This window comes from Wolbachia pipientis (assembly GCF_001752665.1).
GTDB classification, from domain to species: Bacteria; Pseudomonadota; Alphaproteobacteria; order Rickettsiales; family Anaplasmataceae; genus Wolbachia; species Wolbachia pipientis_A.
Map to the genome: position 1 here is coordinate 39902 of NZ_MJMG01000007.1, position 15258 is coordinate 55159.

Here is a 15258-nt window from a genome sequence, read left to right on the forward strand (position 1 = left end):
AGTGTTGTTACTGAGTATATTTTTGCTCCCTTTAATAGGAGCTCTAGTGTTATCTATAGTAAGAGTTTATCATAAATTTATTTCCTTAATTTTTTCGATATTAACATTCTTTCTAAGTATTCTGGTTGTGTCAGAATTTTATGGATGTTCAGCATTGACGACTGCTGAATATTTTATGGGAATGAGTATAGGGATAGATAAGGTATCGTTACCTTTCCTTTTACTTACAACCTTTTTATTTGTTATTTGTATAATTTATGACTGTACGACAAACTATGTAAATGCCAGGGTATACATGGCATTATTTTTATTGCTGGAAAGCTTTATAGTTGGTTTTTTTGTCTCGCTTGATGCTATTAGTTTTTACATATTTTTTGAAGCTGTATTAGTCCCAATGTTTTTTATTATCGGAATCTGGGGTGGCAAGGACAGAGTATATGCTGCATTTAAATTCTTTCTCTACACACTTGCTGGATCACTATTATTTTTGCTTGGGTTAATATATATCTGTAATACTTTTGGTACATCCAATATACATGTATTAACTGCATTAACACCAACCTTAGATTTCAAAGTGCAGATACTGCTATGGCTTGCATTTTTTATTTCATTTGCAATCAAGATTCCAATGTTCCCTTTTCACACTTGGCTGCCTGATGCACATGTTCAGTCTCCAACTTCAGGATCTGTGATTTTAGCTGGCATACTAATAAAAATGGGAGGATATGGGTTCTTAAGGTTTTCTATTCCAATGTTTCCTGCTGCTAGTGAATATTTTGCTAGTCTGGTTATGGTATTAAGCATTATTGCAGTAATATATGCTTCATTGGTTGCTTTTGCTCAGGATGATATCAAAAAATTAATAGCATATTCTTCAATAGCCCATATGGGTGTGGTGACTGCAGGATTATTTTCCTTTAACGAAAAAGGTACACTAGGTGCCATATTTCACATGATTAGTCATGGTTTAATTTCTGCAGCGCTGTTTTTATGTGTGGGTATGCTGTACACGAGAACAGGAACTCTAGAAATTAAAAAATATAACGGTATAGTCAATATAATGCCAAAATTTAGTTTCATGTTTGTTTTATTTTCAATGGCTTCTATAGGATTACCAGGTACATCTGGTTTTATAGGTGAATTTTTATCTATGCTTGGAATATTTGAAAGTATAAAACTTGCTACAGGATTCATTGCACTTGGTACTATTTTAAGTGCACTCTATATGTTAAACTTGTGTAAAAAAATGATATGGGGAATAAATCATTCTAACGTATTAATGGAAGATTTAAATGCAGCAGAGTTGTTAACTTTAACTTTACTTGCAGCATTGGTAATATTCCTCGGATTCTATCCTACATTTGTGCTGAAGCTATGATGGATTATATACATATATTTCCTGAAACGTTTTTTATTGTTTCTTTGTTAGTATTATTATTGTTGGGAATTGTAGTTAAGCCACGTATTATTCATTTACTCGTACTTGTCTGTGCAGTTATAACGCTAGTTTTGTTAATAATTAAGACATTGTTAGGACGTAAACACCTTGATCTGACTCTTTTTAATTCACTACTTAGACTTGATATATACGTTGAATTAGTGCAAGTGTTTGTCCTTACTTCAGGCATTGCAGTGTTATTGCTACTTAATTTTTCAAAGCAGCAATACAAATATGAGTTTTCTATACTTATTGCCTTTGCGTTATTTGCTATGTTAGCTCTAATATCAACAAATAACTTAATCTCATTTTATTTGGCATTTGAGTTGATGAGTATTCCGCTATATGTACTTGCATGTTTCAACCAAAATTCACGTTATGCCTGTGAGGCTGGCGTGAAATATTTCACGCTTGGTTCATTGTCTTCTTGTATTATGCTGTATGGGATATCTCTATTGTATGGGTATACAGGAGAAACTGATTTTACAAAATTGAGTGAAGTTTTGCAAGGTTATAAGGTGACTGATGGAATGATTTTTGGGTTAATCTGCATTTTTATCAGTTTATGTTTTAAATTAGCTATTGCTCCATTTCATATGTGGGCTCCAGATGTATACCAAGGTGCCCCTACCATAGTGACTGCTTTTCTTTCTACGACACCAAAAGCTGTGCTTATAGCATTATTTATGAAATTTGTACATCTTGTTACATCTAATTTAGTATGGCAATACACAATGCTATGCATGTCAGCATTATCCGTGTTAATTTCAGCTTTATGTGCATTACGCCAACGAAATTTGAAAAGGTTACTTGCCTATAGCTCAATAGGTCATATAGGGCACATGTTTGCTGTACTTTCTATTGGTTATGATACATACATGCTAGGAGTAGTAATAAGTGTTTTTGTATATCTAGTAATATATATAGCCACAAGCATAGGTCTATTTGCATATTTGATAGTAATGGATGATGATGATTGTACAATTGAAAGTTTATCTGGTATTGGTAAAATACAACCGGTTTTAGCATTCGGTCTTTCTATTTTATTATTTTCAATGTCAGGCATACCACCACTTGCAGGCTTTTTCACAAAAATTTTTATATATACGCTTTTAATAGCCTCTGAGTTTATTGTAGTCCCTTTAATTATGATAGCAGCAAGCGTTATATCATGTTATTATTATTTAAGTATAATAAAAGTTATATATTTTGATAAAGCAGGCTATAATAAACTTATTAATCCTGGTAAAGGATTATCATTTATTATAATTTCAGCTGTATTAATTAATGTTTTATTGCCACCAGTATTAGTTTATATCATTTATTGTAATTTCGGCTGTACTGATTAACGTTTTATTGCTACTAATATTATACAATAATTTTCTATTTTGCAAAAGGTCTGGCAACGCTTGAGATGCGGTGCTTAAATATTCCTACAGGAAATAAGTGAGCATCTACTGGAGCAATCTTATAATGGGCATTTCTTAAATCTATAGAGCTATAAAATGGCAACGTAAAGTTGTTGAACTTATCTGCAAACCAGTCATCTAAATTCTTTGTTGATTTTAAGTTAATTATGTTTTGCATTTTATAAGGAAATCATGTTAGATATTTGGTGAATTTAACTAAAAATTACAGTATAATAGATTTTTTCATTTAAGTGCAGAATATGGTTCATCAACATCATGATAAAATGTATGGTACTACTATATTGTCGATCAGAAAAAATAACAATGTAATAATAATAGGTGATGGGCAAGTTTCGTTGGGTCATACTGTCATTAAATCTGGAGCAAAAAAAGTTAGGCGTCTTTCTAATGATTCTGTAATTGCTGGATTTGCTGGAGCAACAGCAGACGCATTTACACTCTTTGAAAGATTAGAATCGAAACTAGATAAACATCCTGGACAGTTGATGAGAGCATGTGTTGAGCTTGCAAAAGACTGGAGAATGGATAAATTTTTAAGAAAATTGGAAGCTATGATGATTGTTGCAGATAAGTCCATCTCTTTAGTGATAACAGGAACTGGTGATGTTCTTGAACCTGAGGACGGAATTGCAGCTATTGGCTCTGGAGGGAATTTCGCTTTATCTGCAGCGAAAGCTTTAATTGATGTCAAGGGAATATCACTAGAAAAAATTGCTAGAAAGGCTATGAAAATAGCTGCTGATATATGTGTTTACACAAACCATAATGTAGTGATTGAAAAAATATCTGAGAAAGAGAAAAAGGAGTAATATGGGTAGTCAAGTTATAGATTTTGCAAAAAGACGAAAGAACATTTGCTATTATACTAAAGAGAATTTTTACCATGACTCTGAAAAATCTTTCTGCTCTGAGGTCGCACAAGATACTCAAGATTATCATGATAATATATGTGTACTATTAGATGATATGTCACCACAAAAAACAGTTCATGAACTTGATAGATTTATAATAGGACAGAATGATGCAAAACGTGCTGTTGCAATTGCATTAAGAAATCGTTGGCGTCGTAATAAGGTACCTCTTCCTTTACGTGAGGAGATTATACCTAAGAACATATTAATGATAGGGCATACAGGGATTGGTAAAACTGAAATAGCACGCCGTCTAGCAAAACTTGCAGGTGCACCATTTATAAAAGTTGAAGCAACAAAATTCACAGAGATAGGATATGTTGGACGTGATGTTGATTCTATAATACGTGATCTGGTTGATGCAGCAATAGTGTTAGTGAAGGAAAAGGCACGTAAAGCTTTAGCAAAAAAAGCTTCATATTTGGCTGAAAAAATAATAATTGATGCTTTGGTTGGTGAAGATGCAACTGAGGAAAGTAGAACAGTCTTTAAGCAGAGGTTAAACAATAAAGAACTGGAAGACAGTGAAATTTCAATTGATGTAAGAGAAAATAAGAATATGTTGCCTGCTTTTGACATTCCTGGTATGCCAGGCGGGCAAATTGGTGTTATGAATATGACAGAATTAGTAGGTAAAATGTTTGGTGGAAGCAAAAGAACAAAAACTATTACAGTAAAGATACAAGAGGCACGTGAAATATTAATTAACGAAGAAAGTGAAAAGTTAATGGATGAAGATAAAATAATAAAAGAAGCTATTAGACTTGCCGGCAATGATGGCATAGTATTTTTAGATGAAATAGATAAAATTGCAGCACGCACCGAAGTGAAGGGTGAAGTAAATAGGGAAGGTGTACAGCGTGATTTGTTGCCACTGCTGGAAGGAACAACTGTTTCAACGAAATATGGCCCTGTAACAACCGACCATATACTGTTTATTGCATCTGGAGCTTTTCATCTATCTAAGCCTTCGGATTTATTACCAGAATTACAAGGTAGGTTGCCAATTAGAGTAGAACTGCAGCCATTAACTCAACGGGATTTGGTGAGAATATTAAAAGAACCTGAATCAAGCCTATTGAAACAATACATAGCTTTAATGAAAACAGAGAACGTAATACTTGAATTTACAGACGATAGTATAGAAACAATAGCTGAAATAGCGTATACGGTAAATATAGAAGTGGAAAATATAGGTGCAAGAAGATTACATACTATTATGGAAAAGCTTTTAGATGAAATAAGCTTTATTGCTTCTGAAAAGAAACACGAGACATTCATTATAGATAGTAAATATGTTAAGAATAAACTTGAATCAATTTCTAAACAGCTAGATTTATCTAAATTTATATTATAAGATATAGCATTTTCCTTAATATCCTGAAGAAGATGATAAAATGTGTATTTAGGCGCAGGTTAGATGCTAGCAGTATATAGTGACGATTTATAGCCCTTTCCTGAATAGCCCGAAAATGATAAAATGTGTATTTAGGAGGATTAGATGTCAGAAACATATAGTAAGGAAGAAGCAATGAAAGTTTTGGATGCAGAAGAAAGCAGGGGATGGTAGCAAAGAAGTTTAAAATAGGAAAAGCTACTTTATGGGAATGGTAGCAAAGAAGGAAAGAAACAGTAGATTTCAATTCAAAAAAGCTAGGAAATGGAGGTTATACTGCTTTTTTATAATCTATTCGCACTATTATGAAATGTGCTACAACTGATCATGGAAAGCATTAATAATTGTACCTAGCTTCCTCTTTTCTTCCACATTTTTTATTTTTTTATGAGACAATAGTTTTAATTTTCTAGTTTTGTTATACGCTTTTTTTCATTTTCTGTGTTATTTCCTCTATTTCCATGTCTTATACATTTGCATTAACAGGCTTTTCCTCAGTGCTGTATTTATAGCTTTCTCTCACTTTATTTATAGCAGTTACACATTCCATGATTATATCACCTGTATCTGTTACCCCTTCCTTTATTATACGTTGTAAGGTGGATTTTTAACTCACCATGAGAGATTATATCTTTTAAAAGACTATTTGCCTTTTGCATATCATTTATGCGAAATATGCTTAATTGTGATTCTTTCTATGATTTTAAACGATTGTTTACTTGTTCAATGATATCATCATCTGGAAATTTAACTGCTTTATTACCCGACTCAAGTGTGAAATATTAGACCCATTGCGAAATGTCAGAAGAAGAAATAAGGATGAGATGAGTGCAAGAATAAGAAAGAGTATTGAAGGTTCAGCAATGATATTGAATCTCATATTGTGTTTCTTCTGAAAATTACGGTAAATATGTACATAATTTTGAAAATCTTTATTTGCCTAATCTTAAATTTTTTATTATGTTTTTTCTGCTCTGGTGTTCAAGGTTTCTTACGATACCTTTTATAAGGAATAACAACTTTACTCTGTAACTTTTACCATCCTTGATATCCAGAATCTGCATACTTTATACTATTTTTAGATAAAAACTGCTCTTGCTTAAAGTCATGTGTGCTTCATGCATATGACTTGGATACTTTTTCCATTTCTTTCCATAAGAATCTCGGTTTTTACTGTGTGCGCTTTCTTTTTTCCAGAATAACTCTTCTTTTTCTTCTTCCAATTCTTTAAAAACTGTGTTTACGAGAAATTATGGAATTTTCTTGATCAGCTAATCACTAAAAATTTTACAACTCTGTCATTTGTCATTATTATTACATTAAAAATAATATAAAAAATGCTTTTTGATAGTATAGTGATTTTTATTATTGTGTTATGCATTATAATTGCCATTACACGTGGGTTTATAAAAGAATTATGTGCTTTAATGTTACTATTTTTATCGTTTTGCCTAACAGTGGATTACTATGATTTCTTTAATATAAATTATAGTCAATATTTTAGTTCTAGAAATAAAGTTAACATACTTTCTACAATTTCTGTGTTTATACTACTTAATTTAATATTCATAACCCTAAACAACTGGATAATGTATATATTATTACCTATCAGGTTAGGGTTAATGGATAGACTAACAGGAGTTGTAGTTGGTACATTAAAGGGAGTGTTGTTATCTTATATGTTATTTTCTGTAATAAACTTATATTGTTATATTATTTACCCAGAAAAAGAAGACTCATCTGACGATGAAAAGAAAATTACAACAAAAGAAATCACCAGAAAAGAAGTGTTACCTGATGTAATAGCACATTCATACTCTTACCAAATTCTATTTTCTAAAATGGATGATTCGGTTAACAGCTATATACCAGATTCATTAATATTAAAAATAAAAAAGATAGGTCAAAAATTTGTTAAATCGGAAGACAAGGTATAGCCAGTAAACTGGTTAAATTTTTAATTTTAACACATTTTTTATATTTATAGGGTGTCTTGAAAATCAGGATAAGAAATGATAGACTGTAAGCTTGGTTAATTTTGTATGGGAAACAAAAATGCAGGAGGAAAGAAATGCCTATCTAGATGATCTGAGTGGTGAAAAATGTAAGCGTATCAAGCCTTTAACAAAAAACAAGCTAAATAGACGAGGACGGAAGCCTAGGTACGGGAAAATGGGAATGCTATTTTTATTTATTGCAGATTGATTGTTCCTGGTGCCATTTACCCTATGATTTTCCGCCATGAAAAACGGTGTATACTCAATTTTAGGCGTGGAAGTTAAAGTGTTTTTTCAAGCAGCAGACCTTTTGCAAAACAGAAATTATTGCAAAAGCGTAAAAAATGTGTCTTTTTGATAAAATTTTCTTGTTTTAAAAGCTGTTACAGAGCTAACCTAATAGTTTTTTGGACCCCATCTTTTGAGCATTAATTTCGCAAAAGGTCTTCTCTCTATTTTTGCTCTTAAGCTTAAGTTATCAATCCCTTATTTTTACTCTTAAATTATCTGTCTTACGTTAATAACTCCAAAATTTCAAAATATACTACTTACCTTGTGCTAGAAAACTTGTTATATCCTCCAAGTGTAATATTGAATGTATAAGTTTTGATATTCTTCTTGTTATAAGAGAATGTTGCTATTAGAAGGTGTGCTTTAGGTAGATTTGTAAGGATGGGGTCAGTATAATTAAGGTCAGCGAAAAACATTTGTGTGGTAAATTCTGGAAAGTCTGGATGTTGTACAAGAAAATTTACGTGTGGTGCCCTCTCACCATTTGTACCAGGCATTATTGTGATGAAATGGTAATAACCAAGGTTATTTGTAATAAATCTTCCTGATTCTGCAAAATTCGGATCATGTGGTTCTGCGTTTTGTTCCATATTTTCATTATATCCACATGCATCTGCATGCCATATATGCACCACAGCATTTTGTATTGGTAAGCAGTTTATATCGGTTACTCTACCTACTATGTGAATTAATTCTCCAGATGCAACATCTGAGGACCCTGGCCTTCTTCTTAAATTATTTGAGTAACCAAGTTTGTTAGGACATGTATCAAGGCTATATACTGATGGAGTTTCTATACAGTTGAGTAATATAGGATCATTGGCAAATGTCTGTAGATTAGAGATTAGCACTGCTAGTAATAGCAATAGAAAATATTTTTTCATATTTGTTACGATCTTTATTAAAATTATAGCAGAATTTTTTGCTTATCAAATATAAAAGGGTATGCAAAATTTTTGTATGGAAATTGCTCATATTTTTATATACCCTTCTTCTATTAAAGAGACTATCTAAAATATGAAGAATGTGTTATCACAAAATTTATGGCTATTTATATGGCATTTCTTGAAAAGGTACAAACCTTTTATGATGATTTTTGCTATGATCACCGGGTTTTTCAACCGTGTAGTAGCTTGTTGATGAGATATATGATTAGCCTTTTGCGAAACAGAAAATTATTGCAAAAGCGTAAAAAATGTATCTTTTTGATAAAATTTTTCTTGTTTTAAAGGCTATCCAACTTAATAGTTTTTTGGACCCCAGAAAATCTTCTGAGCATTAATTGCGCAAAAGGTCTACGCTATGCGATTGATAAATAGGCACTTTTTTGTACCTATTGACATAAGGGCTGAATTGATAGATCAAAACTTAATAGCTAACTTTCTTATGCTAGCCCTAAAGCTTCATGCTATCTCCTCTTCTTGTGACTTGATCTATAGCAGCAGCTAATGTAGTAGCATGTAACTCTGTACCTGCAGTCAATAGTTCATTACTTGCTACATTTGTGCTCATTTCTCTCTCATCTTGTTCATATACATGCTTTATATTTGAGATGATGCTATTGTTTACTGCTCGGTCGCGTGTAGACAGCATTTTGACTGTATTATATTGATCATACTTTTTATAGCCCAAGATTGCAAGAATAATGAGACAACACAACATGCATCAGCGCCGCCTATCGTAAGCAGTAGACGTGCATCTGTCTGCAGTATAAATCCACGGTATGTCAATACTCCCCAAGTACAAGTGCAGCTACTCCAGCTGAAACATACAACACCTGGTAACAATTAACTTCAACTGTACGATTTGAGCTCCCATCATTAGTCCTATTGGCATGACCTGAATTTAACATATTTACTACATTTTTTAATTACGTTTATTATTACACTAAGATTGATCTCACTTTTGCAACAAAAAGTTACGTTGGAAACTTAAGGCACATTTCTTTAACTTTATCTGAGATTGTTTTTTCAATATCTGTGCTATTTCCATTAATCAAACTATTTATTATTTCATTTATAAAGCTAGCTATCTTTTTAAAATCTTCTGCTTCAAGGCCGCGAGTGGTTTCTGCTGCTGTACCGAAACGTAATCCAGAAGTAACGGTAGGCTTTTCTGTGTCAAATGGTATAGTATTCTTGTTGCATATTATTCCTGCTCTTTCAAGGCTATTTACTACATCCTTACCAGTTAACTTTTGTGGTCTTAAATCTACTAGAACTATATGAGAATCAGTGCCTCCAGTGACAATATTAAATCCATAAGTCTGTAACTCTTGAGCAAATATTCTAGCGTTTTCTATGACTTTTTTACTATATACTTTAAATTGTGGATCTAAAGCTTCTTTAAATGCAATGGCTTTAGCANTGCAACTGCAAAAGGAATAAAAATTGGACAAGAAGAAGGAATAAAAATTGGTGAGGAAAAAGGAAGAGCGGAAGGAGGCAAAGCAGAACAAATAAGAATAGCAAAAAAGCTTCTTGACTTAAAGGTTGCAATTGACATAATAGCCAGCAGTACAGGCCTTACACATGGTGAAATCGAGAAAATTAACCTTGAAAAAGGAAACTGATGCAAAAGTTTTTTGTATATTATAATATAAGTTTGTATATATAGATATACGTCACAAGATAAGCTTTGAGTAAAATTCTTGCAATAGTAAACCAGAAAGGAGGAGTAGGTAAAACCACAACCAGCATTAACTTATCTACAACATTTGCTGCAGTAAATACTGCTAATTGACCTTGATCCTCAAGGTAATGCAAGCACAGGCCTGGGTTTCTCATATCGCAGCCGTACAAAAAATATATATAGTATTCTCATAAATAATGAGCCTATATCATCAGCGATTTTGAATACAGACATACCCAATTTATCACTCATTACATCTAATGTAGATCTATCAGCAGCAGAAGTCGGGCTTTCACAATTTGAAAATAGGGAACATACATTAAAAAATGTATTAAAAGTAATAAAAGAACATTTATTATTCCTCTGCAATGCGAATTTTTTGCTTTAGATGGCTTAAGCCACTTGATCAAAATTATAGAACTGATACAAAAACATCTGAACCCATCTCTTAAAATAGAAGGAATAGTATTAACAATGTATGATAAACGCAATAGGCTAAGTGAACAGGTCAAAATAGAAATTTGCAAACATTTAAGTGACAAAGTATATGAGACAATTATACCACGTAATGTACGATTATCAGAGGCTCCGTCTTATGGCAAACCGGCAAGTATATATGATATGAAGTGCCATGGCGCACAGGCATATATATTTAGCAAAAGAGATTATAGAAAAGCAGTTTGCAGCATGCAAAACAATAATAGACTAGGACAAGGTTTATCTGGCCTGATAGCTAGAAATACTGTTAATATTATAGATAATCAGCAAGAGTTCTTGCCTATTTCATCATTATACCCAGGCAAATTTCAACCACGTATATATTTCTCTGAAGAATCACTAAAAGAACTTGCAAGCTCAATAGAAAAAAATGGCATTATACAACCCATAATAGTACGTAAAAACACAGACGATAGTAAATACGAAATAATAGCAGGAGAACGTAGATGGCAAGCAAGCAAAATTGCAGGTTTGAATAGTGTACCTGTAATTATCAGAGATTTAGATGACAAAAAATGCCTTGAAATATTAATTATTGAAAATATACAACGAGCAAATATTAGTCCTATAGATGAAGGAGAAGCATATAAAAAGTTAATTGATGAGTTCTCTTATACTCACAAAGAAATAGCTTTAATTGCAGGAAAAAGTCGTAGTTATATCAGTAATATAATGAGACTGTTATCTCTTCTGATAACGTTAAAACAATGATTAATGAAAAAAACTATCTATGAGTCATGCAAGAACATTAGTTAATGTTACAAAAGCAGAAGATATCGCAAGAAAAATATTTTTACACGATTTAAATGTCAGACAAACTGAAAAACTTATAAGAGATTTACATGATCAAAAAAAACAGAATAAACGATATAAAAACCATGATATATCAATAATAGAAGATAATATCTCTTCAAAACTTGGTCTTGATATAAAAATTAATGATAGTAATTATAAATAATAGTAATTATAAAGGTAACGTAATCATAAAATATAATAGTTTTGCAGAATTTGAAATGATAATACAAACTTTAACCAACTTAAAATTGCATTTATAAATTTTAAAATGATCTATATTGCTATCTATATATTATTATGTGGCATGACTATCATGCTATATCGTATTGTCTTCACAGCATGTAGCATATATGACAAAGTCATAGCATTCAATAATTTCTCAACACAAGTGGTGTTATTAATAACTATAATCTCTGTAACTACAAATAATTTTTTTTTGATTGACATAGCATTGTTATATGCTAGCATTAGTTTTATTTCAACTATAGCACTAATGAAGTTAATGCTATTATGATAGGGTCTGTGTTTATATTATCAGGTATATTTTTTATATTAATTTCAAATATAGGGATAATAAGATTTCCAGACTTTTACACAAGGCTTCATGCAGCAGGTGTTACAGATTCTAGTGGAGCAACACTGTTATTGATAGGTTTAGCTTTACACAGTCAGTTTTCATTCAATACATTAAAAATAATATTGCTCATTGTTATAATATGGGTTGCAAACTCAACTAACAGCTATGTTCTAGCACGTACGTATTATAAGACAAACAATAAAAATGTTTGAAATATTAAATCTCGTGTTACTTTCATTACTGTTCATAGTTGCACTTTCTATAGCATTCTCAAAAAATCTAGTTAATATTGCAATTTTAATGTGCACATTCAGTTCACTTATGGCGGTCATATATTTAAATATGAATGCACCAGATGTTGCAATCACTGAGGCCTCTGTAGGTGCAGGGTTAAGCACAATTTTTACATTTGCAGCTTTATCCTTGATAAAAAATCATAAGACGAATTCATCACATAGTTTTACAATATTTTGTTTAATGTTGATTTTTGCTACATTTTTATCATATTTTATTTATAAATTACCAGAGTTTGGCAACTATGGCGCTCCTATTCATCATCATGTGGCTCCATATTATATAAATAATACTGCAATAGTAGCAGGTATTCCTAATATAGTAACAGTGATTTTAGCAAGCTTTCGTGGCTATGATACATTTGTGGAAACCATAGTAATTTTTACTGCAGCACTATGCACATCTTTGATATTAAAAGGAGAAAGGGATGATTAAATCTGAAATAAATAGTTTCCTTTCATTTCTTCTTTTTCAGTTTACCGCTTTCAATGCAAAAAATTATAGAACATATTTAAAAAAAATGTATGGTTAAGGATACAGTATTGAGTGTAGTAGCATTGTTAATGCTACCTTTTATAATCTTATTTGGTTTATATATACAATTTCACGGAGATTATACTCCTGGAGGGGGATTTCAAGCTGGGATTATTATTGCCTCTGGTATAATATTATATGCAATGTTGTTTGGCATACCTACTACTTTGAAAGCAATTCCATATTCCTATATCAAGTTTATAAATGCACTAGGTATTTTTTTATACGGAGGAACAGGAATCCTAGCAATGCTACTTGGACAGAATTTTTTATCTTATGATATAATTGGTCAAAAAGCAGGTATATTTTTGGTAGAATTTGGGGTTATGTTTACTGTTTGCTCTTCTATGCTTACTATGTATATTAGTTTTACTAGAAAAAAAAGTAATGATAAACTTATATAATTATATAATAGTGATTATATTAATGATATTAGGGTTATATATTGTTATAAATGATAAAAATTTAATTAAAAAAATGATAGGGATAGGTATTTTTCAAACTTCCGTTTTACTGTTTTACATATCGTTAGGATATATTAGGAATTCATTACCTCCAATACTAGTTGAAGGTTCCGCTTTATATAGTAATCCAATACCTCATGTATTAATGCTAACAGCTATAGTTGTTGGTATAGCAACATTCTCGGTTGGATTGTCTATAGCAGCACGTATAGAAGCTCAATATGGAACGATCGAACAGGATTAGATGCACATTAATAGTATTTTAAATAATATGAGGTAAACAGAGAATGNAATGTAAGTTCATTTGTTAATAAATTTATAGGGTAACAATGGCAGAACTTCACGATGAAAAAAAAATTATTAAAGATCTTGTAACAAAGAGCATAAAAAAAGGTGGTTTTATTACCTTTGATGATTTAAATGATACGTTATCAGATGAAGATTGTTCGTCTGATTTTATAGATCACACAATTTCTGTACTGCAAGATTTTGGAATCGATGTACTAGAAAGTAGCGAAGATGAGGATTCAACAACTGATGATAATAATAAACCTGATGATAGAGATGTTACAGATACTCTAGTACAGAACGACGATCCAGTAAGAATATATTTACGAGATATGAGCTCTGTAAAACTCTTATCAAGAGGCGATGAAATCAAGATCGCGCAGAAAATAGAATCAGAAAAACATAATATGCTACGTGCTATTATTGAGTCACCAATCACATTTAAGATAATTAATATGTGGCGTGATAGTCTTAACAGTGGAAATCTTTTATTGCGAGATATTATAGACTTAGATGCCATCTATAACTCTGATTTTAATGTTATACTTAAAGAAGAAGTTGAAGGATATTACACAGACGATGAACAAGATGAAATAAATTCTGCAAGCCTTAACGTTTCTATACTTGAGATGGAAAATGACCTGTTACCAAAAGTTATAGCAGCATTAGATGATATAATTACTTTATCAGGCAACATATCGAGGCTTAAAGAAAATGTCCTTACAAATCAATCAAAATGCGAAGAATTATACAATCAAATTTGGTCTATAACGCTACAAATCAAGCTCAGTAATACTGCAATCTCTCAAATCACACAAGAACTTTATAATGTAAATAAGTATATTACACTTGAAGAAGCCAGTCTCATTTCTGAGGCAAAAAAATATGGCATTAGTAGAGAAGAGTTTTACGAAATTTACGATGCTCTTTTAAAACAAGATTCAATAGCAACTTTGACACAAAATAAATTCCAAAAATTTATAGAAGGTAATATTCTTGAAAGTATAGGTAACATTCATCAACAAGTAAAAGAAAGTGATGTACAAGAATTTAAAGAACTTATCAAAAGAATACGTAAACATGAGCAAGATATAGCAATAGCAAAACAAGAAATGATTAAAGCAAATCTAAGGCTGGTTGTTTCTATTGCAAAAAAATACTCAGGTAGAGGTCTACCACTGTTAGATTTAATACAAGAGGGAAATATTGGTCTAATGAAAGCTGTAGATAAATTTGATTATAAACGTGGATATAAATTTTCAACTTATGGTACATGGTGGGTGAGACAATCAATAACAAGAGCTATACCAGAGCAATCTAAGGTAGTAAGGATACCAGTTCATATGGTGGAAATCATTAATAAAATTAATAAAGCATTGAGGAAAATGTCACATGATATGGGTAGAGAACCTACTTTGGAAGAATTAAGTGTAGAATTAATGATGCCAATAGATAGAATACGCAAGGTTATGAAAATAGCAAAAGATCCTGTGAGTCTTGAAGCCCCAACAGGAAAAGATGATAGTAGCACATTTGGTGACTGTATAGAAGATAAAAGAGTTTCTAAACCAGAAGATGCTGCAATACTTGCTGATCTACGCGGCATTACCACAAACATTCTTGCTACTCTAACGCCAAAAGAAGAAAGAATTTTAAGAATGCGTTTTGGCTTAGGTAAAAACGGTAAAGAACATACATTAGAAGAAGTGGGCAA

Annotated in this window: 16 protein-coding genes and 5 pseudogenes; 14 read left to right on the forward strand and 7 right to left on the reverse strand. The window is 31.6% G+C overall.

The window, feature by feature from the left end; translation table 11 throughout:
- Position 1 precedes the first annotated feature (1 nt).
- A complete protein-coding gene (locus BIY23_RS03205) occupies positions 2-1378 on the forward strand; it encodes a complex I subunit 4 family protein (protein ID WP_070065106.1) in 1377 nt (458 codons plus the stop codon).
- Positions 1378-2787 (forward strand): NADH-quinone oxidoreductase subunit N, encoded by a 1410-nt coding sequence (locus tag BIY23_RS03210; RefSeq protein ID WP_070065107.1) that lies wholly within the window; start codon positions 1378-1380, stop codon positions 2785-2787. Before BIY23_RS03205 ends, BIY23_RS03210 begins: the two co-directional genes overlap by 1 nt.
- A gap of 34 nt (positions 2788-2821) precedes the next feature.
- On the opposite strand, the gene BIY23_RS03215 is transcribed toward BIY23_RS03210, so the two are convergent.
- Positions 2822-3025 (reverse strand): glutamate--cysteine ligase, encoded by a 204-nt coding sequence (locus BIY23_RS03215; protein WP_070065108.1) that lies wholly within the window; start codon positions 3023-3025, stop codon positions 2822-2824.
- An 82-nt stretch (positions 3026-3107) separates the two neighbouring features.
- Between BIY23_RS03215 and hslV the strand changes: the two genes are divergently transcribed.
- Together hslV and hslU are read left to right on the forward strand one after the other, a co-directional pair.
- Entirely contained in the window at positions 3108-3677 is a 570-nt protein-coding gene (gene hslV, locus BIY23_RS03220) for an ATP-dependent protease subunit HslV (RefSeq protein WP_070065109.1), read from the forward strand.
- A gap of 1 nt (position 3678) precedes the next feature.
- Positions 3679-5136: an ATP-dependent protease ATPase subunit HslU gene (gene hslU / locus BIY23_RS03225; RefSeq protein WP_070065110.1), complete on the forward strand. Its 1458-nt coding sequence runs from the start codon at positions 3679-3681 to the stop codon at positions 5134-5136.
- 898 nt (positions 5137-6034) lie between these two features.
- Here hslU and BIY23_RS05495 read toward each other — a convergent pair.
- Positions 6035-6394 (reverse strand): annotated as a pseudogene (locus BIY23_RS05495) (transposase family protein); the annotation flags it as partial.
- 118 nt (positions 6395-6512) lie between these two features.
- Here BIY23_RS05495 and BIY23_RS03230 point away from each other — a divergent pair.
- Both BIY23_RS03230 and BIY23_RS05270 read left to right on the forward strand, forming a co-directional pair.
- Entirely contained in the window at positions 6513-7112 is a 600-nt protein-coding gene (locus BIY23_RS03230; protein WP_070065111.1) for a CvpA family protein, read from the forward strand.
- 118 nt (positions 7113-7230) lie between these two features.
- Positions 7231-7380: a hypothetical protein gene (locus tag BIY23_RS05270; protein WP_222523873.1), complete on the forward strand. Its 150-nt coding sequence runs from the start codon at positions 7231-7233 to the stop codon at positions 7378-7380.
- A gap of 340 nt (positions 7381-7720) precedes the next feature.
- Here the strand turns inward: BIY23_RS05270 and BIY23_RS03235 are convergent, their stop codons facing one another.
- From BIY23_RS03235 to glyA, 4 genes and pseudogenes are all read right to left on the reverse strand, one after another.
- Entirely contained in the window at positions 7721-8347 is a 627-nt protein-coding gene (locus BIY23_RS03235; RefSeq protein WP_070065112.1) for a protocatechuate 3,4-dioxygenase, read from the reverse strand.
- Positions 8348-8858: 511 nt separating this feature from the next.
- Entirely contained in the window at positions 8859-9125 is a 267-nt protein-coding gene (locus BIY23_RS03240; RefSeq protein WP_070065113.1) for a hypothetical protein, read from the reverse strand.
- A 64-nt stretch (positions 9126-9189) separates the two neighbouring features.
- Positions 9190-9315, reverse strand: coding sequence for a hypothetical protein (locus BIY23_RS05500; RefSeq protein WP_261722510.1), 126 nt, complete (start codon positions 9313-9315; stop codon positions 9190-9192).
- Between the two features lie 66 nt (positions 9316-9381).
- Positions 9382-9828, reverse strand: a pseudogene (gene glyA, locus BIY23_RS03245) (serine hydroxymethyltransferase); the annotation flags it as partial.
- A 272-nt stretch (positions 9829-10100) separates the two neighbouring features.
- On the opposite strand from glyA, the pseudogene BIY23_RS05125 reads away from it, so the two are divergent.
- Together BIY23_RS05125 and BIY23_RS05680 are read left to right on the forward strand one after the other, a co-directional pair.
- Positions 10101-10803 (forward strand): annotated as a pseudogene (locus tag BIY23_RS05125) (ParA family protein).
- Positions 10782-11647 (forward strand): annotated as a pseudogene (locus BIY23_RS05680) (ParB/RepB/Spo0J family partition protein). Before BIY23_RS05125 ends, BIY23_RS05680 begins: the two co-directional pseudogenes overlap by 22 nt.
- Before the next feature lie 25 nt (positions 11648-11672).
- Here BIY23_RS05680 and BIY23_RS05515 read toward each other — a convergent pair.
- Positions 11673-11834, reverse strand: coding sequence for a hypothetical protein (locus BIY23_RS05515; RefSeq protein WP_261722517.1), 162 nt, complete (start codon positions 11832-11834; stop codon positions 11673-11675).
- Here BIY23_RS05515 and BIY23_RS05520 point away from each other — a divergent pair.
- From BIY23_RS05520 to BIY23_RS03285, 6 genes and pseudogenes are all read left to right on the forward strand, one after another.
- Positions 11779-11901, forward strand: a complete 123-nt coding sequence (locus BIY23_RS05520) for a monovalent cation/H+ antiporter complex subunit F (RefSeq protein ID WP_261722516.1) — start codon at positions 11779-11781, stop codon at positions 11899-11901. The two genes, BIY23_RS05515 and BIY23_RS05520, sit on opposite strands and share 56 nt — an antisense overlap.
- Complete coding sequence (gene mnhG, locus BIY23_RS03265; RefSeq protein WP_070065116.1) at positions 11898-12176, forward strand: monovalent cation/H(+) antiporter subunit G; 279 nt, start codon at positions 11898-11900, stop codon at positions 12174-12176. Before BIY23_RS05520 ends, mnhG begins: the two co-directional genes overlap by 4 nt.
- Complete coding sequence (locus BIY23_RS03270) at positions 12169-12693, forward strand: DUF4040 domain-containing protein (RefSeq protein ID WP_070065117.1); 525 nt, start codon at positions 12169-12171, stop codon at positions 12691-12693. The genes mnhG and BIY23_RS03270 overlap by 8 nt, the downstream gene beginning before the upstream one ends.
- Before the next feature lie 89 nt (positions 12694-12782).
- Positions 12783-13196, forward strand: a complete 414-nt coding sequence (locus tag BIY23_RS03275; protein WP_070065118.1) for a Na(+)/H(+) antiporter subunit B — start codon at positions 12783-12785, stop codon at positions 13194-13196.
- Positions 13183-13500: a cation:proton antiporter subunit C gene (locus BIY23_RS03280; RefSeq protein WP_070065148.1), complete on the forward strand. Its 318-nt coding sequence runs from the start codon at positions 13183-13185 to the stop codon at positions 13498-13500. The genes BIY23_RS03275 and BIY23_RS03280 overlap by 14 nt, the downstream gene beginning before the upstream one ends.
- 85 nt (positions 13501-13585) lie before the next feature.
- A pseudogene (locus BIY23_RS03285) lies at positions 13586-15258 on the forward strand (sigma-70 family RNA polymerase sigma factor); the annotation flags it as partial.